Source organism: Pseudomonas sp. GYB4201, assembly GCF_056312595.1.
In genome coordinates this window covers 1-20,272 of the sequence record NZ_JBWGIG010000064.1, presented here as the reverse complement: position 1 = coordinate 20,272, position 20,272 = coordinate 1, and the positions used below count along the sequence as shown (strand labels likewise).

At 67.5% G+C, this 20,272-nt stretch carries 18 protein-coding genes; 4 read left to right on the top strand and 14 right to left on the bottom strand.

Going from position 1 to position 20,272, the window contains the following annotated elements:
* Positions 1-481 precede the first annotated feature (481 nt).
* From AC0Z2B_RS31505 to AC0Z2B_RS31495, 3 genes are all read right to left on the bottom strand, one after another.
* Positions 482-1,699, bottom strand: coding sequence for a multidrug effflux MFS transporter (locus AC0Z2B_RS31505; RefSeq protein WP_476301982.1), 1,218 nt, complete (start codon positions 1,697-1,699; stop codon positions 482-484).
* A gap of 31 nt (positions 1,700-1,730) precedes the next feature.
* On the bottom strand, positions 1,731-1,865 hold the full coding sequence (locus AC0Z2B_RS31500; RefSeq protein ID WP_416424541.1) for a hypothetical protein: 135 nt from the start codon (positions 1,863-1,865) through the stop codon (positions 1,731-1,733).
* A 112-nt stretch (positions 1,866-1,977) separates the two neighbouring features.
* Positions 1,978-2,247, bottom strand: coding sequence for a DUF2790 domain-containing protein (locus AC0Z2B_RS31495; protein WP_476301980.1), 270 nt, complete (start codon positions 2,245-2,247; stop codon positions 1,978-1,980).
* A 233-nt stretch (positions 2,248-2,480) separates the two neighbouring features.
* Here AC0Z2B_RS31495 and AC0Z2B_RS31490 point away from each other — a divergent pair, with 233 nt between their 5' ends.
* Both AC0Z2B_RS31490 and AC0Z2B_RS31485 read left to right on the top strand, forming a co-directional pair.
* Positions 2,481-3,221, top strand: coding sequence for a response regulator (locus AC0Z2B_RS31490; protein ID WP_416424543.1), 741 nt, complete (start codon positions 2,481-2,483; stop codon positions 3,219-3,221).
* On the top strand, positions 3,218-4,522 hold the full coding sequence (locus AC0Z2B_RS31485; protein WP_476301977.1) for an ATP-binding protein: 1,305 nt from the start codon (positions 3,218-3,220) through the stop codon (positions 4,520-4,522). The genes AC0Z2B_RS31490 and AC0Z2B_RS31485 overlap by 4 nt, the downstream gene beginning before the upstream one ends.
* 84 nt (positions 4,523-4,606) lie before the next feature.
* Here the strand turns inward: AC0Z2B_RS31485 and katB are convergent, their stop codons facing one another.
* The 3 genes from katB to AC0Z2B_RS31470 all read right to left on the bottom strand — a co-directional run bounded on the left by katB (position 4,607) and on the right by AC0Z2B_RS31470 (position 9,566).
* On the bottom strand, positions 4,607-6,100 hold the full coding sequence (gene katB / locus AC0Z2B_RS31480) for a catalase KatB (RefSeq protein WP_476301984.1): 1,494 nt from the start codon (positions 6,098-6,100) through the stop codon (positions 4,607-4,609).
* A gap of 255 nt (positions 6,101-6,355) precedes the next feature.
* Entirely contained in the window at positions 6,356-7,978 is a 1,623-nt protein-coding gene (treA, locus tag AC0Z2B_RS31475; RefSeq protein ID WP_476301975.1) for an alpha,alpha-trehalase TreA, read from the bottom strand.
* A 61-nt stretch (positions 7,979-8,039) separates the two neighbouring features.
* Positions 8,040-9,566 (bottom strand): MFS transporter, encoded by a 1,527-nt coding sequence (locus AC0Z2B_RS31470; RefSeq protein ID WP_476301973.1) that lies wholly within the window; start codon positions 9,564-9,566, stop codon positions 8,040-8,042.
* 103 nt (positions 9,567-9,669) lie between these two features.
* On the opposite strand from AC0Z2B_RS31470, the gene AC0Z2B_RS31465 reads away from it, so the two are divergent.
* Positions 9,670-10,563 (top strand): LysR family transcriptional regulator, encoded by an 894-nt coding sequence (locus AC0Z2B_RS31465; RefSeq protein WP_476301971.1) that lies wholly within the window; start codon positions 9,670-9,672, stop codon positions 10,561-10,563.
* Between the two features lie 108 nt (positions 10,564-10,671).
* Here the strand turns inward: AC0Z2B_RS31465 and AC0Z2B_RS31460 are convergent, their stop codons facing one another.
* Positions 10,672-10,872 carry a hypothetical protein gene (locus tag AC0Z2B_RS31460; protein WP_416424548.1) on the bottom strand — a complete coding sequence of 67 codons (201 nt, stop codon included), beginning with the start codon at positions 10,870-10,872 and terminating at the stop codon, positions 10,672-10,674.
* A 189-nt stretch (positions 10,873-11,061) separates the two neighbouring features.
* Here AC0Z2B_RS31460 and AC0Z2B_RS31455 point away from each other — a divergent pair, with 189 nt between their 5' ends.
* Complete coding sequence (locus AC0Z2B_RS31455; protein WP_416424549.1) at positions 11,062-12,945, top strand: methyl-accepting chemotaxis protein; 1,884 nt, start codon at positions 11,062-11,064, stop codon at positions 12,943-12,945.
* 90 nt (positions 12,946-13,035) lie between these two features.
* Here AC0Z2B_RS31455 and AC0Z2B_RS31450 read toward each other — a convergent pair whose 3' ends face one another.
* From AC0Z2B_RS31450 to AC0Z2B_RS31420, 7 genes are all read right to left on the bottom strand, one after another.
* Positions 13,036-14,046 (bottom strand): aldo/keto reductase, encoded by a 1,011-nt coding sequence (locus AC0Z2B_RS31450; protein ID WP_476301969.1) that lies wholly within the window; start codon positions 14,044-14,046, stop codon positions 13,036-13,038.
* A gap of 122 nt (positions 14,047-14,168) precedes the next feature.
* The gene (locus AC0Z2B_RS31445; RefSeq protein WP_476301967.1) at positions 14,169-14,948 is read right to left on the bottom strand and encodes a carboxymuconolactone decarboxylase family protein; all 780 of its coding nucleotides are present in this window, start codon (positions 14,946-14,948) and stop codon (positions 14,169-14,171) included.
* Complete coding sequence (locus AC0Z2B_RS31440) at positions 14,945-15,424, bottom strand: (R)-mandelonitrile lyase (protein WP_476301965.1); 480 nt, start codon at positions 15,422-15,424, stop codon at positions 14,945-14,947. The genes AC0Z2B_RS31445 and AC0Z2B_RS31440 overlap by 4 nt, the downstream gene beginning before the upstream one ends.
* A 17-nt stretch (positions 15,425-15,441) precedes the next feature.
* Positions 15,442-16,155: a carboxymuconolactone decarboxylase family protein gene (locus AC0Z2B_RS31435; protein WP_476301963.1), complete on the bottom strand. Its 714-nt coding sequence runs from the start codon at positions 16,153-16,155 to the stop codon at positions 15,442-15,444.
* A 16-nt stretch (positions 16,156-16,171) separates the two neighbouring features.
* Positions 16,172-16,936, bottom strand: a complete 765-nt coding sequence (locus tag AC0Z2B_RS31430) for an SDR family NAD(P)-dependent oxidoreductase (RefSeq protein ID WP_476301961.1) — start codon at positions 16,934-16,936, stop codon at positions 16,172-16,174.
* Positions 16,937-16,960: 24 nt separating this feature from the next.
* Positions 16,961-18,178 carry a multidrug effflux MFS transporter gene (locus tag AC0Z2B_RS31425; RefSeq protein WP_476301959.1) on the bottom strand — a complete coding sequence of 406 codons (1,218 nt, stop codon included), beginning with the start codon at positions 18,176-18,178 and terminating at the stop codon, positions 16,961-16,963.
* Between the two features lie 170 nt (positions 18,179-18,348).
* Positions 18,349-20,019: an NAD-dependent malic enzyme gene (locus tag AC0Z2B_RS31420; RefSeq protein ID WP_476301956.1), complete on the bottom strand. Its 1,671-nt coding sequence runs from the start codon at positions 20,017-20,019 to the stop codon at positions 18,349-18,351.
* Positions 20,020-20,272 lie beyond the last annotated feature (253 nt).

Here is a 20,272-nt window from a genome sequence, read left to right as displayed (position 1 = left end):
GTAGCGCAGCGGAGGGCCCAAGCAGGGGCAAGCGTTTTTTGCTTACTTTTTTTGGCGTCTGAAAAAAAGTGAGTCGCCGTAAGGGCGAAACGGTCAGTGGTCGCACCACGAAAATGGATATGTTCGAAATCGCCGAAGCGGGATTCGAAAGCCTTATGTATATCCAGCATTCAGGGTGATGCACAATCACCTTTCCGGCCTTACGCCGGGTCACTTTTTGGCAAACGCCCCAAAAAGTAACCAAAAAAGGCTTGCCCCTGCTTGGTCCCTACGCTTCGCTGCGGGTCCCCTCCCTCCGGCGTCGCCCAAGCGGCCGACGGCCCGGAATAGAAGCGCCTCCGGTTCCGTCTTCCCCGGCTACGCCGTGGACCGCTCGGCCGACGCCTCCAGTCGGCCCTGGCGCTTTACGGGGCACACAATCAAGATCAAAGGCCGCACGGGATCAAGATCACAAGCCGTGCGCGGTGTGTCGGCCTACACATCACACCATCGCCGCAACCTCCACCTCCCTACTCCGCCGCGCCGCCATCCCCAGGCTAAACGCCACCAACCCCAGCAACGCCGCCGTACTGAGCACCACCGCCGCCGCCAACGCCGGATCCCGGCCAAAGCCCACGGCATAGGTGCACAACGCCCCCACCGCCATTTGCCCAAACCCGTACAACCCCGCCGCCGAACCGACCAGGTGCGCATCCACCCCCAGCGCCCGGCTCATGGCCGCCGGGCTGGCCAGGCCGGCGCCCACGGCGAAAAGGCTGACCAGGCCGACAATCCAGGCCACCGACACCGCACCGCTGGCCACCACCAGCAACAGGCTCGCGGCACTGCCTAGGCTCAGCCAGCCCCCGGCCATCAGCAACCGGTCCGCCGACACGCTGCGGATCAACCGCCGCGTCAACGCATTGCCCACCGACATGCCGACGATCAACAGCCCCAGGTAAATGCCTACCTCGCTCAACGGCCGGTGCAGCTCGGTACCAATGATGAACGGCGCGGCAGCGATAAAGGCGTAGATGGCGGTGGTCATGCACGCGCCACCGATGGCGAAGCCCAGGAACACCGGCGAGCGCAGCAGTTGCGTGTAGTCGCGGGCCAGGGCCCGGGCGCTGACCTGGCCGGTGGGCGAGCCGGTTTCGGGCAGCAGCCGCCAGGTGCACAGCAGGGTAACGGCGCCCAGGCTGGCCAGTACCACGAAGATCGCCCGCCAGCCCAGATGCTCGCTGATCAGCGAGCCAATCAGCGGCGCAAAGCCGGGCCCTACCATCATCATCAGGTTGAGCATGGCCAGGTCGCGCACCGCATCGTCCAGCTTGGCGCCGTCGCGCACGATGGCACGGCCCAGGGCCAACCCCGCGCAGCCGCCCAGGGCCTGCACCAGGCGCGCCAACACCAGGGTGTGGACGTCGCCGGCGAACACTGCGCAGCAACCGGCCACGGTGTACAGGCCCAGGCCCACCAGCAGCATCGGCCGGCGGCCGAGGCCATCGGACAGCGGCCCGTAGGCCAGCTGCCCGAACGCCAGGCCCAGGATGTAGATGCTGATGGTGCGTTGCATGGCGGCGCTGTCCACCCCCAGCGCCGTGGCGGCGGCAGGCAGCGCCGGGACGAACATGTGCATGGCCAGGGTGCCGCTGATGGTGATCAGCACCAACAGCCACAAGGGGGCGCGGGGGACGAGCGGCGAAGCGGGCGTGGGCATATAGATAGCAGCCTAACTAGTAGGCTGCCAACTATAGAGAACCGCCCTCCTCCTTGTCTACGTGTCGCTTGTCGCCACTGTCACGCAGCAGGTCATAGAGGACGGTCGCGGGGCCCAGTATCGCAATCACGACCAGCGCGATCAGGCCGATAGTCGAATGGTTCATGGTCAATCCCTGCCAGGCTGGGTGAATAGGGCAAGAATCCTCCCAACCACACGGCCCTGGCAACCGCTTTTACCGAGTCTTTACGCCTGTTCGTCCGCTGTTCAGCTGCGGTTCATTCGCCCAGGTTGCAGACTTCGGCCATGCGGCGGTAGTTGAGCACGTGTTCCTGGTTGTGCGAGTCCAGGTAGGTCATGTGTGCGCCCACCACCTGGCAGGTCAGGGAATTGTCGGCGTTGTCGGCCACGACTTTCTGGATGTCCAGGTGCTGGCCGTAGTGGTAGGTGTCCTGCACCGGAGCGGTGGCGGCCTGGGCGGCAACGGCGCCGAAGCTGGCGGCGGCGAACACGGCGATGGCGCTGATGGTTTTGATGTACAGGTTCATGGTGGTGCCCTCGATCATTCAATTGGCTAGTAAGGTGGCCACTGCTGTTGGGTGGCCGTGGTGCTATTGAATGCCTTGGGGGTATCTGCAATGTGTCACGCAAGGCCCCGAAAACAGGGGTTTTGCACCACTGTGTGTCTGGCGTGGCGGCAGATACACTGCAATACAAAGCCGGACAAGCAAAGGCCGTTGCGCTGGGTAGAATGCCGGCAACCGCCCAACGAGGAACTGTCATGGAGCATGTGGACCACATTCTGATCGTCGATGACGATCGCGAGATCCGTGAGCTGGTGGGCAACTACCTGCAGAAGAACGGCCTGCGCACCAGCGTCGCCGGCGATGGCCGGCAGATGCGCGGCGTACTGGACGACACCCCGGTGGACCTGATCGTGCTGGACATCATGATGCCGGGCGACGACGGCCTGCTGCTGTGCCGGGAGCTGCGCGCCGGCAAGCACAAGGCCATCCCGGTGCTGATGCTGACTGCCCGCAACGACGAGACCGACCGCATCATTGGCCTGGAGATGGGCGCCGACGACTACCTGACCAAGCCCTTCGCCGCCCGCGAACTGCTGGCACGCATCAACGCCGTGCTGCGCCGCACGCGCATGCTGCCGCCCAACCTGCAGGTCACCGAGGCCGGCCGCTTGCTGGCGTTCGGCCAATGGCGGCTGGACACCAGCGCCCGCCACCTGCTGGACGCCGAGGACACCCTGGTGGCCCTGAGCGGCGCCGAATACCGGCTGCTGCGGGTGTTTCTCGACCACCCGCAGCGGGTGCTCAACCGCGACCAGCTGCTGAACCTGACCCAGGGCCGCGACGCCGACCTGTTCGACCGCTCCATCGACCTGCTGGTCAGCCGCCTGCGCCAGCGCCTGCTGGATGACGCCCGCGAGCCGGCCTATATCAAGACCGTGCGCAGCGAAGGCTACGTGTTCTCGATGCCGGTGCAAGTGCTCGGGGCGCCGGCATGAGGACCTGGTTCCCGTGGCCGCGCACCCTGGCCTCGCGGCTGTCGCTGATTTTCCTCGCCGGGCTGGTGCTGGCCTATGGGCTGTCGTTCGGCGCCCAGTACTGGGAGCGCTACCTGAGCTCCGAGTCGATGATGCACAAGACCATGGAGCGCGACGTGGCCACCGGCGTGGCCATCCTCGACCACCTGCCCGCCGACCAGCGCGCCGAGTGGATACCGCGCCTGGAGCGCCAGGTGTACCGCTTCGAGCTGGGCGACGGCAGCGGCGGCCAGCCGTTGCCCGTGCAGCACCTGCCCCACGCCGGCCAGGCCATTCTCACCGGGCTGAACAACAGCCACGGCCTGCGCTTCACCCACACGGTGGACCCGCGCGAAACCTTCCAGGCGCACCTGCGCCTGAACGACGGCACGCCGGTGACCATCGACGTACACCCCTCCTCCATGCCCATTCCCCAGTGGCTGCCGATCATGCTGCTGATCCAGCTGGCCGTGGTGTGGGCCTGCACCTGGGCCGCGGTGCGCATGGCCACCCGGCCGTTGACCCGCCTGGCCAGCGCCGCCGAGGCCCTGGACCCCAACAGCAGCGGCCAGCGCCTGGACGAAAGCGGCCCCATGGAAGTCACCCACGCGGCCTCGGCGTTCAACGCCATGCAGGACCGCATCGCCGCCTACCTCAAGGAACGCATGCAGCTGCTGGGCGCCATCAGCCACGACCTGCAGACACCGCTGACGCGCATGAAGCTGCGGGCCGAATTCATGGACGACGGCGTGGAGAAGGACAAGCTGTGGCACGACCTGAGTGAAATGGAGCACCTGGTGCGCGAGGGCGTCGCCTACGCCCGCACCCTCCATGGCGCCACCGAGGCCAGCTGCCGCATCGACGTCGACGCCTTCCTGCAAAGCCTGGTATTCGACTACCAGGACGTCAACCAGCCGGTGACCCTGGCGGGCAACAGCCTGGCGCAGATCGACACCCGGCCCCAGGCGTTGCGGCGCATCCTCTCGAACCTGGTGGACAACGCCTTGAAATTTGCCGGCGACGTCAGCCTGGGCAGCGTCCGCGCCGCCGATGGCAGCGTGACCATCGACGTGCTGGACACCGGCCCCGGCATTGCCGAGGAGCAGTTGCAGGAGGTGTTCAAGCCCTTCTACCGCCTGGAGAACTCGCGCAACCGCGACACCGGCGGCACCGGCCTGGGCCTGGCCATCGCCCACCAGCTGACCCTGGCCATTGGCGGTACCCTGACGCTGAGCAACCGCACCAGCGGCGGGTTGTGCGCGCAGTTGCATTTGCCGGCGTAGGTGCCGGGACGCAGCCTGCGGCAGCTGCTACGAGGTGAATTCCCGTAGCAGCGGCCGCAGGCCGCGTCCCGGAGTCCGCGCAGGTCAATCGCTCAACTGCGCCGCCAGCGCCTTGACCTTGGCCAGGTCACCGCCCGCCACCTTCGCCACGCCCGTGCCGTAGGCCGGATCGGCCTTGTACAGGAACGACAGCATGATGTCCTTGCTCTCGGCATCGGTACCCGCCAGCGACTCACCAAAGCTTTGAATCAGGTCGTGCTGCTCCTTGGCGTTGTAGGAGCGGTACAACTCGCCGGTCTGCTTGAAGTTCTGCTCGCGCTGGATCTTCGCCTGCTGGGTGCTGCCGCCCAGGGTTGTCTGGCTGTAGCGCGCGTTCGGGTCGGCCGGGCGTGGGTTCAGGCGGCTGGGCTCGTAATTCACCCCGCCCAGCGTGCGGCCGCTGTTCATGGCGCCGTCCTGGTTGCCGTTGTTGACCGGGTTGCGCGGCTGGTTCACCGGCAGGCTCAGGCCATTAGGGCCCAGGCGGTGCATCTGCGTGTCGGCGTAGGAGAACAGGCGGCCTTGCAGCAGGCGGTCCTCGGAGGGCTCGATGCCGGGCACCAGGTTCGACGGCGCCATGGCCACCTGCTCGGTCTCCTGGAAGTAGTTGTCGACGTTCTTGTTCAAGGTCATCTGGCCAATTTTCTGCTCGGGCACGTCGGGCCAGATCTTGGTGGCGTCCAACGGATCGAAGTCGTATTTGGCCAGGTCCTGGGGCTTGAGCACCTGGATATACAGGTCCCACTTGGGGAAATCGCCCTGGTTGATGGCACTGACCAGGTCGTGGGTCATGTGCGCGTAATCCTTGGCCTGCACCTCCGCCACCTGGGCCGGGTCGAGGTTCTTGATGCCCTGCAGGCTCTTCCAGTGGAACTTCACGTAGTGCACCTCGCCCTTGGCGTTCACCAGCTTGTAGGCGTGCACGCTGTTGCCGTCCATGAAGCGGTAGCCGGCCGGGGTGCCTTCGTTGGAGTACAGCAGGGTCAGGGTGCGGGTGGCCTCGGGCACGTGGGAGAAGAAATCGAAGCGGCGCGAGTCATCGTCCAGGTTGGTGCGCGGGTCGGGCTTGAAGGCGTGGACCATGTCCGGGAACTTGATGGCGTCGCGGATGAAGAAGGTCGGGAAGTTGTTGCCCACCAGGTCCCAGTTGCCGTCGGCGGTGTAGAACTTGGTGGCGAAACCGCGGGGGTCGCGCAGGGTTTCCGGCGAGTGGTTGCCGTGCACCACCGACGAGAAACGCACGAACACCGGGGTGTGTTCGCCCTGGCGGAACACCGTGGCCTTGCTCAGCGCGCTGATGTTGCTGGTGGCGACGAACTCACCGTGCACCCCGGTGCCACGGGCATGCACCACGCGCTCGGGAATGCGCTCACGGTCAAAGCGCTGGAGTTTCTGCAGCAGTTGCACGTCCTGCAGCAGGGTCGGGCCGTTGGGGCCGGCAGTCTGGGAGTTCTGGTTGTCGCCCACGGGGGCGCCGTTGTCACGGGTCAGGGTGTCGGCGAACGCCGGGGAACAGGCCAGCACGGCCCAGGCGGTCATGCTCAAGGCATGGCCAGATAAGGTCTTGATTTTCATGGTTAATCCCTCATGGATCTTATGATGTGAAGAGCCAGTAGAGCCTAGAGAGGGAGTAACCGGATGCGTAAATTGTAAGAGCCTATGGGCCTCATTGAGAAAAATTTCCCGGCGCTGTAGCCGCTGCCGCCAAGCGGCGCTGGCCCTCGTTTTCACTGGCGATGCCCAGTGTACCCAGGGGCCAGCGCAGCCTGGCGGCAGCGGCCACGACCGGTTGGTCTATTTACCGGCGGTGTAAGCCGTCGAGTACTTTTGCAACAGTTTAAGGGTCACGCCGTTGGTCCAGCCGAAGCCGTCCTGCAGCGCGTATTCACCCCCGCCGCCGCCCTGGCCCAACCCCGACAGGTCATACTTTTCCACCAGCTTGGACTGCACGCTGTACAGGTCCTGCACCTGGTGCAGGAAGCGCGTGCCGATCTGCGTGGCCAGGCCGGTTTCCTGGTAACGGCTCAGGCCCTGCACGGCCACCCATTGCAGCGGCGCCCAGCCATTGGGCTCATCCCACTGCTGGCCGTTGCTGACCTGGGTAGTGGCTATGCCGCCGGGGCGCAGCAGGCCGTTGCGCACCGCCGCGGCGGTGGCCTTGGCGTGGGCGTCGGAGGCAAGGCCGGTGTACAGCGGGAACAGCGCCGCTGCGGTCAGGGCCGGGCGCGGCTGCTGGGCGCGCCAGTCGTAGTCCACGTAGTAGCCGCCGGCGCTGTTCCACAGGTGCGCCTCGATGGCCACCTGGCGCTGCTGCGCGCGCTGCTCGAAGCTCTGCGTGCAGGCGCTGTCGGCGGTGGTCTGGCAGGCCTTGGCGATGGTTTTTTCCAGGTGGTACATCAGGCTGTTGAGGTCCACCGGCACAATCGAGGTGGTGCGGATGGTGGCCAGGCTCTTGCCGTCGCCCAGCCAGCGCGAGCTGAAGTCCCAGCCGCTTTCGGCGCCGGCGCGCAAGTCACGCCACACTTGCTCTTTGGGCTGGCCAGCGGCCTGCTCGGCGGTGTTCACGTCCTGCAGCCACGATTCCTGGCGCGGCGTGGCGCTGGCGTCCCAGTAGCGGTTGAACAGGCTGCCGTCGGGCAGCTTCACCACGTGCTCGATGGCCTGCCCAGGCTTGAGCGCCTGGGCGCCCTGCATCCAGTAGGCGTATTCCTTCTGCAACTGCGGCAGGTAGCGGCCGTAGGCCTGGTCACCCTCGATGCGCGCTTCCAGGTCCACCATGTAGGCGAAGAACGGCGGCTGCGAGCGGCTCAGGTAGTAGGTGCGGTTGCCGTTGGGAATGTGGCCGTAGGTGTCGATCATGTAGGCGAAGTTGTCGACCATCTGCCGCACCTGGGCCTTGTCGCCGCTCTGCTCCAGGCCCAGCATGGTGAAGTACGAGTCCCAGTAATACATCTCGCGGAAGCGCCCGCCGGGCACCACGTAGGGCTGCGGCAGCGGCAGCAGGCTGCTGTACTGCGGCACCTCGCTGTAGCTACGGCTGAGCACCGGCCACAGCTTGTCGATGTGTTCCTTGATTGGCGCGCCGGGTTTCGGCGCCGGGCTGTCGGCTTCGCCGGACTCGATGAAATTGGCGCTGACGAAGGCCTTCAGGTCGAAGCCCGAGCGCTCGCGCTGGGCCAGGTAATCAGCGCGGATACGCGCCGGGTCACGCTTGGGCAGGGCGTCGACGAAGTGCTTCTGGTCGGTGAACACCTGGCCGCGCTGCACCGCTTCAAACAGCTCCGGGTAGGCCTGGTCGGGCGGCAACGCCTGGCGGTTGGCGGCATCGTTGGCGCCCCACATGGCGCCAGGCTGGGTGGAACAGGCGGCCACCAGCAGGGCGGCGCAGGTCAGGCTGGTAAAGTGCAGAGGTCGCATGGGCAGACTCCTTGTCGGGTCGTTGGCAACATGCAAGTGACCGCCCGGCGCGCGTGCAGGTTCAGTCGGATTCGACAGCCACGGCCTCGGTTGCGTCCAGACGCTGGCGTTCACCCAGGAACAGCAGCACCACGGCGGCCGACACCAGAGTGATGGCCATCAGCACCCAGGTCAGCTCGGTGAAGGCGCTGGCCGCCGCCTGCACCAGCGCCGCATGGGGCACCTGGGGCAAGGCCAGCACGGCCTGGCGCAGGTCGCCGGCGCCCAGGTATTGCGCGGCGCGGGTCAGCGCCTCAGGCTGCGCCGGCGGCAGCTGCCGGGCAATCAAGCCGCTGTTCACCGCCGTCACTACCGCCAGTGCAATGCCCTCGCCTGCCACCCGCGTGGTGCTGAAGATGCCCGTGGCCATGCCGGCGCGCTCCTTGGGCACCACGCTCACCGACAAGCCGTCCATCAGCCCCCAGGGCAGGCCCGTGCCCACACCGATCACCAGCATCGGCGCCACCCAGGCACCGGCGCCCTGCCCTGGCGCGATGTGCCCCAACCACCACAGGCCCGCTGCGGCAATGGCCAGCCCCAGGGCGCAGATCACCCCGGCGGAGGCGAAGCGGGTCAACCACGCCGCCACGCCCGGCACCACCAGCATCGGCGCGCACAGGGCCAGCATGGCCAGGCCGGCGTCGAGTTCGCTGCGGCCCTCGATGCCGACAAAACGCAGGGGCAGCGCCACCAGCAGCACCACGAAGCAGTAGCAGGTGGCGATGGGCAGCAGCTGCACGCCGAGGAAGCGCGGGTAGCGGAACAGCGTCAGGTCCAGCATCGGCCGCGTGGCGCGGCGCTGGCCGGCAACGAACGCCGCCAGCAGCAACCCGGCCGCCGCCAGCTTCGCCAGCACCGGGGTGCTGGCCCAGCCGCTGACCGGCACCTGCATGATCGCCCAGGTGAGCAGCCCCAGGGCGCTGCTGAACAGCAGCGTGGCCAGCCCATCCAGGCGCCCGGCTGCCGGGTCGCGGGACTCGCGCAAATAGCGGCGGCCCAGCACCAGGGCCAGCGCGCCGATCAGCGCGGCGCTGAAGAATACCGCGCGCCAGCCCCACTGGCTGATCAGCCAGCCCGACAGCATCGGCCCCAGCGCCAGGCCCACGCCGAAGCTGGTGCCCAGCGCGCTGTAGGCACGGGTGCGCGCCGGGCCGTCGAACAGGTCCGCCAACGCTGCCGAGCCACCCGCCAACGCTGCGGCCGCCGCCACCCCCTGCAGGCCGCGCAGCACATCCAGCACGGCCACGCTGGGCGCCGCGCCCAGGGCCAGCGACACCAGCACGTACAGGGCCACGCCGCCAACGAACAGGCGCCGCCGGCCGTAGGTATCGGCCAAGGTACCGGCCGCTAGCAGCAGGCTGCCGAAGGTCAGCATGAAGGCGTTGGTGATCCACGCCAGGGCCAGCGGGCTGCCGCCCAGGTCGTGGCCGATGGCCGGGGTGGCGATGGCCCCGGCGGAGAAACTCAGCGGCAAGATTATCCCGGCCAGGCACACGGCCAGCAGGCCGTAACGCGCAGTCGAGGGGTGCGGAGCAGTCATGGGAAACATCCTGTAGCCATTAGCGAAGGCCCGAGGATAGGATGGCGGGGATCCTGGGAAAAACAGGCCAGCCGTCCCGTCTAACCGGACAAAATGTCCGCAAAAGGTGCTTATGGAAAGCCTCAGCGGCCTGACCGCCTTCGTCCGCGCCGCCGAGCTGCGCAGCTTTGTCGCCGCCGCCCAGCGCCTGGAAATTTCTGCCTCGGCGGTGGGCAAGAGCATTGCCCGGCTGGAAGAGAGCCTGGGCGTGCGCCTGCTCAACCGCAGCACCCGGCACATCAGCCTCACCGAGGCCGGCGAGCTGTTCTACGCCCGCTGCAGCCGCGTGGTGGCGGAACTGGAGGAGGCCCAGGCCGAGCTGTCACGGCAACGCGAAGTGCCCCGCGGCCGGCTGCGCATCAGCCTGCCGGCGCTGGGCTATCGCATGCTGTTGCCGATCCTGCCGGAATTTACCCGCCGCTACCCCGAGATCGAGCTGGACCTGGACTTCAGCGACCGCATGGTCGACGTGATCGCCGACGGCATGGACGCCGTGATCCGCAGCGGCGACGTCCTCGACTCGCGCCTGAAGGCCCGCACCCTGGGGGCCTTCCGCCTGATCCTGGTGGCCGCGCCCGGCTATTTCGCCACGCGCGGCATCCCCACCACGCCGGAACAGCTGCGCGACCATGCCTGCCTGTTCTACCGTTTCCACAGCAACGGCCAACTGCAGCCCTGGACCTTCGAGGGCCGCGCAGGCCTGCCGCCACTGGAGCTGCCGGGCACGTTGACCTTCAACAACGTCGAGGCGCTGATCGGCGCGGCCATGGGCGGCCTGGGGGTGGCCTACCTGCCGGACTTCGCCGTGGGGCAGTACCTGCGCGACGGCAGCCTGGTGAGCATTCTCGATGAGCGCCTGGTGGCTGGCGGCACGTTTTCGCTGCTGTGGCCGGGCAGCCGGCAGCCGTTGCCCAAGCTGCGCGTTTTCATCGATTTTCTCGCCGAGCACCTGGTGCTGGGCCCCTAACCGCAGCGCCCCGTATACCACCTGTAGCAGCTGCCGAAGGCTGCGTCCGGCGGCGTGCCTGTTGAATCGCGCTGGCCAGGACGCAGCCTGCGGCAGCTGCTACGGGGGTCAGTGGGGTTCCTGCGCCACTCGGCAGCCCTTGCGGTTGCGAATTTCCTCATCCGTGGGGCGCACCGGGTCAAAGCGGAACGTGCGGTCGGAGTACACCTCCAGCCAGCCCCAGTCGCAGGTGCTCTCGTCCTGCCCGGGCGCAGGCGGCCGTGCCCACCAGGGTTCGCGGCTGATCAGGGTGCGAGGGGCAGGCTTCATGGTCGATTCCTCGTGCAGATGCGTACCTGCAAGCATAGACCTCGCACATCGCCCGGAAATTCGTCACTGAAACCGGTTACAAAAAGTCTGACCAGTGGCCTTCAGTCCTGCCTGGCGATGCCGATAGCTTCCTAACGAACCCCTGAATGCGCTTCGCGTTCACGTTCGCACTGCCAAGCAAGGTGCTCTATGAAGTTGACCCTAGGAAAAAAACTGGCCCTGTCGGCCAGCGTCGCGCTGCTGTTGGTCGGCTGCAGCCTGACCGCGCTGCACTACGTGGAAAGCCGCGACAACATTGAAACCGGCATCGCCCAACAGGTGAGCAACACCGGCAAGGTGTTCGCCGCCAACGTCAATTACTGGCTGACCAGCAAGCAGATGGCCATGGCCTCGGTGGTGGCCGGCGCCAGTGACGACACGCTGCTGGCACAGCTGCAGCAGGCCAAGGTCTCCGGCGGTTTCGACAACGTGTTCCTGGCCCGCCCCGACGGCAGCCAGATCAACGCCAATGGCGCCACCCTGCCACCCGACAACAACGACCCGCGCAAGTGGAAGTGGTACCAGCAGGCGCTGCTGGCCCCGGGCGAGGTGTACTTCTCGACGCCGTCGGTGGCCGCCGCCACGCAAAGCTACGTGCTGTCCCTGGGCAAGGTGCTGGCGCGCAACGGCAGCACCCTGGGGGTGCTGGGCGCCGACGTCAGCATGGGCGAGATCCTCGGCCAGCTGAAACAGATCAAGCTGCCGGGCAACGGCTCGGCGTTCTTCGTCGACCACGACGGCATCATCCTCGGCCATAACGATAAAAACGCCCTGGACAAGCCGGTCGACAGCCTCTACCCCGCCCTCACCAGCGCTACCCTGCAGTCGCTGGCGGCCAGCGATGGCGAGAAGTTCCTGATCGATGACAAGGGCGAGCGCCTGTACGTGATGCCCATCGAACACCAGCACGAGAAGCTGGTGCTGGTGCTGGACAACGACGTGCTGCTGGCCCCGCTGCACCGCAGCCTGTGGGTGGCCCTGGGCACCCTGGTGGTGATCCTGGTGTTGTCGCTGCTGGTGGTCAACGCCCTGTGCGTGTGGCTACTGCGCCCGCTGGGCGCCATGTCCCGTGGCCTGCAGGTGATCGCCAGCGGCGACGGCGACCTGACCCAGCGCATCGCCCAGCAGTCCGACGACGAGGTGGGCGACCTGGGCCGGCACTTCAACCAGTTCGTCGGCAGCCTGCACACCCTGATCGGCCACGTGCGCCACCAGGCGGTGGAGATCGGCCAGGAGTCCACCAGTGTGCTCAACCGCAGCAGCGACGCGGCCCAGAGCCTGGAGCGCCTGCAACAGGAGCTGACCCTGGTGGCCACCGCCGTCACCGAAATGGCTTCTGCCACCCAGGAAATCGCCGGCAACGCCGAGCGCACCGCGGTGTCGGCGCAGCAGTCGTCGGTCAGCAGCCTGAAAGGCCTGGAACTGGTGCGCAAGACCCAGGGTTCGATCGTCGACCTGTCCAGCGAAATCAGCGCTGCCACCCGGGTGGTCAACGAGCTGAGCGAGTACTCGCAGTCCATCACCAGCGTGCTCACCAGCATCCAGAGCGTGGCCGAGCAGACCAACCTGCTGGCCCTCAACGCGGCCATCGAAGCGGCCCGCGCCGGCGAGCACGGCCGTGGCTTCGCGGTGGTGGCCGACGAGGTGCGCATGCTGTCCCAGCGCACCCAGGAGTCGACCAAGTCGATCCAGGCCACGGTCAGCAACATCCAGCGCATCACCGACGACGCCGTGGAACGCATGGCCAACAGCACCGGCCTGGCCGAGCGCAGCGTCGCCGACGCCCAGCAGGCCTACGCCTCGCTTGAGGAGATCACCGAGGCGGCCAGCGAGATCTCCGGCATGTCCCAACAGATCGCCTCCGCCGCCGAGGAACAGTCCTCGGTGACCGAGGAAATCACCCGCAACGTGGTCACCATCAAGACCCTGGGCGAAGACCTGGTGGAAGGCTCGCTGGACGCCGAGAAACAGTCGCGCTCGCTGCAGGAACATGCCAGCGACCTGAACGGCAAGGTGGCGCGGTTTATTCTTTGACCGCGGCGCCTGGGGACGCGGCCTGCGGCCGCTGCTACACCCGCTTTGCGTAGCAGCTGCCGCAGGCTGCGTCCGGCCCCGATGCAATCCTTACCGGACGCAGCGCCCTTCCACCGGGTAATTGGGGTCGGTAAAACCATGGGTCGAGGCATGGCCTGGCACCACCAGGCTGTCCACCAGCTGCTCGTCGTCCGCCCCCAATTCAAGCGCCAGCGCCTGCATGTAGCTGTCCCAATGGGCCTCGGTCCGCGGCCCGGCGATGGCGGCGCTGACCAGCTGATTCTTCAACACCCAGGCAATCGCAAAGGCAATCGAGGTGGTGCCCCGCGCCGCCGCGTGCTCGGCGATGGCCTGGGCCACGCGCAACGACTCGGGGCGCCATTCGGTCTGCTGGATGCGCTTGTCGCCACGGCCTGCGCGGGAGTCGGCGGCCGGTGGCGTATCAACGCCATATTTACCGCTTAATACGCCACGGGCCAGGGGGCTGTAGGGCACCACGCCAATGCCGTAGTTGCCGGCCACCGGCAGCTGCTCCACCTCGGCGCCACGGGTGACGATGTTGTATACCGGCTGGCTCACGGTAGGCCGCTGGATGCTCAGGGCGTCAGCAATGCGCACCATCTCGGCAATGCGCCAGGCGTGGAAGTTGGACACGCCGTAGTAACGGATCTTGCCCTGGCGAATCAGGTCCTCTACCGCGCGCAGCCCCTCTTCCATCGGCGCATCGGTGAGGGTGCGGTGGAAGTACAGGATGTCGATGAAGTCGGTGCCCATGCGCTTCAGCGCGCCTTCCACGTTCTGCATGATCCACTTGCGCGACTGGCCCTGCTCGTTGGGCCCGGCGGTGGCGGACGATGGGTAGCCGAACTTGGTGGCCACCACCCAGCGGTCGCGCTGTTCGGCGATGGCCCGGCCGATGATCTGCTCGGAGCGGCCGGCGTGGTAGGCGTCGGCGGTGTCGATGAAATTCACCCCAGCGGCAGCGGCCTTGTCGATGATGCGGCGTGAGGTGGGCTCGTCGGTCTCGCCGCCGAACATCATGGCGCCCAGGCACAGGGGCGAGACTTTCAGGGCACTGCGGCCCAGGTAGCGGTAATTCATGAATAGACGTCCTCAAGCGTTGAAACGGTGCGCCACGCGAGCCGTGGCGCGTTTGATAGCATGCTAACCAAACAGCTGGTCATGATTAAGGTGGGACAACGGGATGCAGTCATGAGCCCTTCTCATGAGTTGCCCTTGGCTGGCTGCCGGCTGGCAAACACGCCGTTGACCACCGGCACCGCGGTGAACACGTTTGGCCACCCGGCGTAGAACGCTAGCTGCGTGAGCATTTCCGCGGCCTGCGGCTGGGTCAGGCCGTTGTCCATGGCGCGGTTCAGGTGGGCCGCCAACTGCCCCATCTGACCGTTGGCTATCAACGCACTGACAGTGACCAAGCTCCGATCCCGGGGGGCCAGGCCGGGCCGCAGCCACAGGTCGTGGAACAGCGCCGAACCGGTGTACTGCACCAGGCCAGGCGACACCGGCCCCGCCAGCTTGTCGACATAGGCTGCCCGAGCCTGTTCAGCAGCCTGGTCCAGCGGCAGCAACGGCGGTGACACCGGGGGCAGTTGCGCAGCAGTGATCCCGCGGCTGGCGAACACCTGCCGGGCGACCGGGATCGCCGCCGTGGCGGTGCCCCAACCGCTGTAGAACGCCAGGTGGTTGATGGTCTCCGACAACTCGACAGGCGTGACGCCGTTGTCCAGCGCCAGGTTCAACTGCAAAGCCAGCTCCGCCGGCTGGTTGCGCGCAATCAGCGCCGCCACGGTCACCAGGCTGCGGTCGCGGGGCGACAGGCCGGGGCGCCGCCACACCTCGCCCAGCAGCGCCTGGGTGTTGTGGGCGAGCGCCGGTGATACGGCGCGTACATCGCCCAGGCTGGCGCCTTGGGGGTTGTCGTGAGCGGCACAGGCCGCCAGCAACAGTGACAGGGCGGTGGCGGCCACCTTCAAGCGCTTCATCGCGAGGCCTCGTATTGCGCGTCCGTCACCGGCTCCAGCCACTCCACGCTCTTGCCGCCCCGGGCCTCCTGGACGGCGATGTGGGTCATGCCGGTAGTCGCCGTGGCGCCGTGCCAATGCTTAACGCCGGGCGGCGTCCAGATCACGTCGCCGGGCTTGATCACCTGCTTCAGCCCGCCCTCCTGTTGAATCCAGCCAGTGCCGGCGGTGACCACCAGGGTCTGCCCCATGGGGTGGGTGTGCCAGGCCGAGCGGGCACCTGGCTGGAACGTCACCGCCCCCGCCGACACCGTGGACGGCGCGCGCGCCGCGAACAGCGGGTCGATGCGCGCGTTGCCGACGAAATTGCCCGGCGCCCCCATGATCGCAGGCTGCTCGCCGTTCCTGACGATGCTCATGCCCTGCTCGCCGGAAGGTTCAGCAGCCAGGGCCGCTGTGCAGCTCATCATCGTGGTCAGTAACGTCAGTGCTCTCATGATTCACTCCTGCGGTATCAGTGGCGGCTGGCAAACACATCCTTGAACACCGGCATGGCCGAAAAAACGTTCGGCCAGCCGGCATGGAACGCCAGCTGGGTCAGCAGCTCGCCCGCCTGGGCCTGGGTCAGGCCGTTGTCCATGGCGCGGTTGAGGTGGTAGGTCACCTGGGCCACCTGCCCGGCGCACACCAGCGCCGTCACCGTCACCAGGCTGCGGTCGCGCGGCGCCAGGGCCGGGCGCAGCCACAGGTCGAGGAACAGGCAGTCGGTGGTGTGTTGCACCACGCCTGGTGCTACCTCGCCAAAGTTGGCGTTGACGGCGGTGGCGCGCTGGCGTTCGGCGGCTTCGTCCAGCGGCAGCGGCTCGCAGGCCACTGGCGGCAGGTCGGCGGCAACCACCCCGTGCCGGGCGAACACCGCCTTGGCCGGGAGTACCGCCGCCAGGGCATTGCCCCAGCCGGCATAGAACGCCAGGTGGGTGATGACCTCGGAGATCTCCGCAGGCTTGACGCCATGCCGCAACGCCTGTTCAAGGGCCGGTTGCAGCTGCACTGCATGGTTGCGGGCGATGGCGGCAGCCAGGGTGACCAGGCTGCGGTCGCGCGGGTTGAGGTCGGTGTTGCGCCACAGCGTGCCCTGCACCAGGGTCGCGGTGAAATGGCGCAGCGCAGGCGCCACGCTTTCGAGGTCGTCCAGCGATGGCTGGCAATTGGTGTGTTGCGGGTTCATGTTCACTGCCTCTCGATCAACGCATGATGAAGCCGCCGTCCACCGAGATGGACTGGCCGGTGACGTAGCTGGCACGGCGGCTGCTGAGCCACAGCACCGCGTCGGCGATCTCTTCGGGGCGGCCGTGGCGGGCCATGGGGATGCTCTTGACCATGCCTGCCAGGGCTTCGCCCTGCCCGCTCGCCACCATCTGGTCGGCCATGGGCGTCCAGATCAGGCCCGGGCACACGGCGTTCACGCGGATGTTGCGCGCCGCGTATTCCAGCGCCGCGCTCTTGGTCAGGCCGAGCACGCCGTGCTTGGCCGCGTGGTAGTTGGCGCGCTCGGCGCCGCCCACCAGGCCGCCCAGGGACGAGCAATTGACGATGCTGCCGCTGCCCTGTGCGCGCATGTGCTGCAGCTGGAACTTCATGCAGGCCCACACGCCGCGCAGGTTCACCGCCATCACCCGGTCGTAGTCCTCGACGCTGGCGTCGGCGGTTTCGGCGAGCAGGTTCTGGATGCCGGCGTTGTTGAACGCGGCGTCCAGGCGGCCCAGTTCGGCGATGGTCTGCTGGACCATCGCCTCGACCTGGGCGATGTCGGCCACGTCGCACTCGATGGCGATGGCCTTGTGGCCTGCAGCGTTCAGCTGCTCGGCGACGGCGCGGGCGGCCTCGCCGTGCCTGTCGGCCAGGGCCACGGCGGCGCCTGCCGCAGCGAACGCCTTGGCGGTGGCCAGGCCAATGCCGGAGGCCGCGCCGGTGACCAGGGCCACCTGATTGTCAAAGTCGAGCGTCATGGAAGTTACCTCTGTTGGAGTGGATCAATGAGTTGAGGGGGTGCGCAAGACCCAGGCCGCGCTGGCCACGCAGCCCACGCCGCACAGCGCCAGCACCGCGCCCATGGGCCATGGCGTGCCGTCGGCAAACAGCGCCACCAGGGCCGAGCCGAGGATGCCGGCGCCGTACTGCATGGCCCCGGCCAGGGCCGAGGCGGAGCCGGCGAACTGGCCGGCGCCATTCAGCGCACCCGCCACCGAGTTGGCCACCACGAAGCCGGTGGACGAGGCGAACAGGAAGCAGCCGAACACCAGCAGCGGCAACCCGCCGAAGCCCGCCCAGGTGTTGATGGCCACCAGCAGCCCGGCCACACCGGCCATCAACGCGCCGACCATCAGCAAGTGGTCGCTGTGGTAGTGCGCAAGCAACCGGGCGTTGGCCAGGTTCGTGGCCATGACGCCGACGATGCCGGCGGCGAACAGCAGCCCGTAGAGCTGCGCGGGCACGTGGTGGTAGCCGATGTAGGCAAAGGGCGAGCCGGCGATGTAGGCGAAGGTGCCGGCATAGAAGAACCCGCCGGTGGCGGCGTAGGCGAGAAAGCGCGCGTTGCGCAGCAGCGCGCCATAGCGGGCGACGATCGTCCCCAGCGAGGCCGGGGCGCGGCGCAACGCCGGCAGGGTCTCGGGCAACAGCAGCAGGCTGGCCAACGTCAGCAGGCCGACCAGCACCAGCACCCAGAAGATCGCCTGCCACGAGGCCAGGTGCAGAATCTGCCCGCCCAGCGTCGGGCCGGCCAGCGGCGCGATGGCCATGATGGTCATCAGTGTCGACATCTTCTGCGCCGCCGCGCGCCCCTGGTACAGGTCGCGCACCATGGCACGGGCCAGCACCACGTTGGCACAGGCACCCACGGCCTGCACCACGCGCCAGCCGATCATGGCGTGGCCGTCGGCGGCCAGGGCGCAGCCGGCCGAGCCGATGATGAACAGCACCAGGCCCAGCGCCACCGGCAGGCGCCGGCCGAACCGGTCGCTGAACGGCCCCCAGAACAACTGGCCCAGGCTGAAGCCGATCAGGTAGCCGCTCACGGTCAATTCCAGGGTGCCGCTGTCGGCGTGCAGCGCCTGGGCCATCACCGGCATGGCCGGCAGGTAGAGGTCGGTGGAAATCGAGGCGAAGGCCAGCAGCGCGCTGAGGATCAGCAGCGTGCGCAGGCCGTGGTTGGCTGAGTCGGCAGTGGCGATGGCGGCCAATGGGCGCATGGGGGCTCCGTGGTGGTGTGGGTGCCGTGAATGCGGCTCACACTACGCAACGGACGAAGGCCTGAGTACCGGGGGAAAACGGGATGATCTGATGAGTGATACTCATCAATGCAGGCGCCGGGGTACCTGGCCGGGATAGCCGCTGCCCGGGGCAGCGGCTACTTCATGGCTCAGCGGCGCTTGTACTGGCGGTACACCGGCCGCCAGAACTGCGCCTCGATGGCCGCCTTCAGGCTCGCATCATCCTGCGGCACGGCCACGCCATCGGCCTGCGCCGCCTTGGCCACGGCGAAGGCGATGCGCTGGCTGACCGTCTGCACCTCGCGCAGCGCCGGCAGCATCTGCCCTTCCCGCGCGCAATCGGCCAGCGCCTGGGCCGAGGCCATCAGCATGCCGTCGGTGATGCGCGTGGCCTGGCTGACGATGGCGCCCAGGCCGACGCCGGGGAAGATGTAGGAGTTGTTGCACTGGGCAATGGGGAACACCTTGCCCAGCACCTCCACCGGCAGGAACGGGCTGCCGGTGGCCACCAGCGCCTGGCCGTGGGTCCATTGCAGGATGTCCTTGGGGTGCGCCTCGATCTGCGAGGTGGGGTTGGACAGCGGCATGACGATGGGCTGCGGGCAGCCCTGGTGCAGGGTCTCGATGATCTGCTGGGTGAACAGGCCGGCCTTGCCCGACACGCCAATCAGCACGCTGGGGCGGGCGTTGCTGACCACCTCCTGCAACGACGGCCAATCACCGGCGTACTGCCAGCCCGCCAGGCTGTCGCTGTGGTGGGCCAAACGCGCCTGGAAGTCGTAGAGGCCGGCCTGGCGGTCGGTGAGCAGGCCCTTGCTGTTGATCAGGAACACCTGCCGCCGGGCCTGGGCCTCGCTCACCCCTTCCAGCTGCATGGCGGCGATGATCTGCTCGGCAATGCCGCAGCCGGCGGAACCGGCGCCGACGAACGCCACCACCTGGTCCGCCAGGCGCTGGCCCTTGACCTTGCACGCCGCCAACAGGGTGCCGACGGTGACGGCGGCGGTGCCCTGGATGTCGTCGTTGAAACAGCACAGCTGGTCGCGGAAACGGTCCAGCAGCGGCATGGCCTGGGCCAGGGCGAAGTCCTCGAACTGCACGATTGCCTTGGGCCAGCGGCGCTTCACGCCGTCGATGAAGGCCTGGACGAAATCGTCATAGGCCTGGCCGCGCACCCGCTCGTGGCGCAGGCCGAAGTACAGCGGGTCGGCCAGGCGCTCGGGGTTGTTGGTGCCCACGTCCAGCACCACCGGCAGGGTGTGCGCCGGGCTGATGCCGCCGCAGGCGGTGTACAGCGACAGCTTGCCGATGGGAATGCCCATGCCGCCCACGCCCTGGTCACCCAGGCCGAGGATGCGCTCGCAGTCGCTGACGACAATGACCTTGACGTTGTCCTTGGTGACGTTGTTGAGGATCTCATCGATGCGCTGGGCGTCGTCGATGCTGATGAACAGGCCGCGGTGGCTGCGGTAGATGCGCGAGAACTCCTGGCACGCCTTGCCCACCGTGGGCGTGTAGATGATCGGCAGCATGCGGTCCAGGTGGTCGTCCACCAGCTTGTAGAACAGGGTCTCGTTGAAGTCCTGGATGGAGCGCAGCAGCACGTGCTTTTCAAGGTCGGTGGAGCACCCCTCGAACTGCGCGAAGGCGCGGCGCGCCTGCTCGTCGATGGTCTCGACCTGGGCGGGCAGCAGGCCCTGCAAGCCCAGTTCGGCGCGCTCCTGCGCGGTGAAGGCGGTGCCCTTGTTGAGCAGCGGCGTACCCAGCAGCGTGGGGCCGGCGAACGGCACCAGCAAGGGGCGTCTGGCGTGATCGGTCATGGTGAGCACTCCTTCTAAGGCAGGTGTGAAAAATGGCTGTGCAGCACCATAAGGTAGTCGATCTGGCGAACGCTGCTACCCAACGCCCCGTAGCAGCGGCCGCAGGCTGCGTCCGGGCCCACCAGGTCTACCGGGAAAAACGCAGCGCCTTGGACGCGGCCTGCGGCCGCTGCTACAGCCCCCCCGTAGCAGCTGCCGCAGGCGGCGTCCGGGGCCCCCGCGGTGGGGCGCGTAAAGCGCGGCGCGGTGGTGG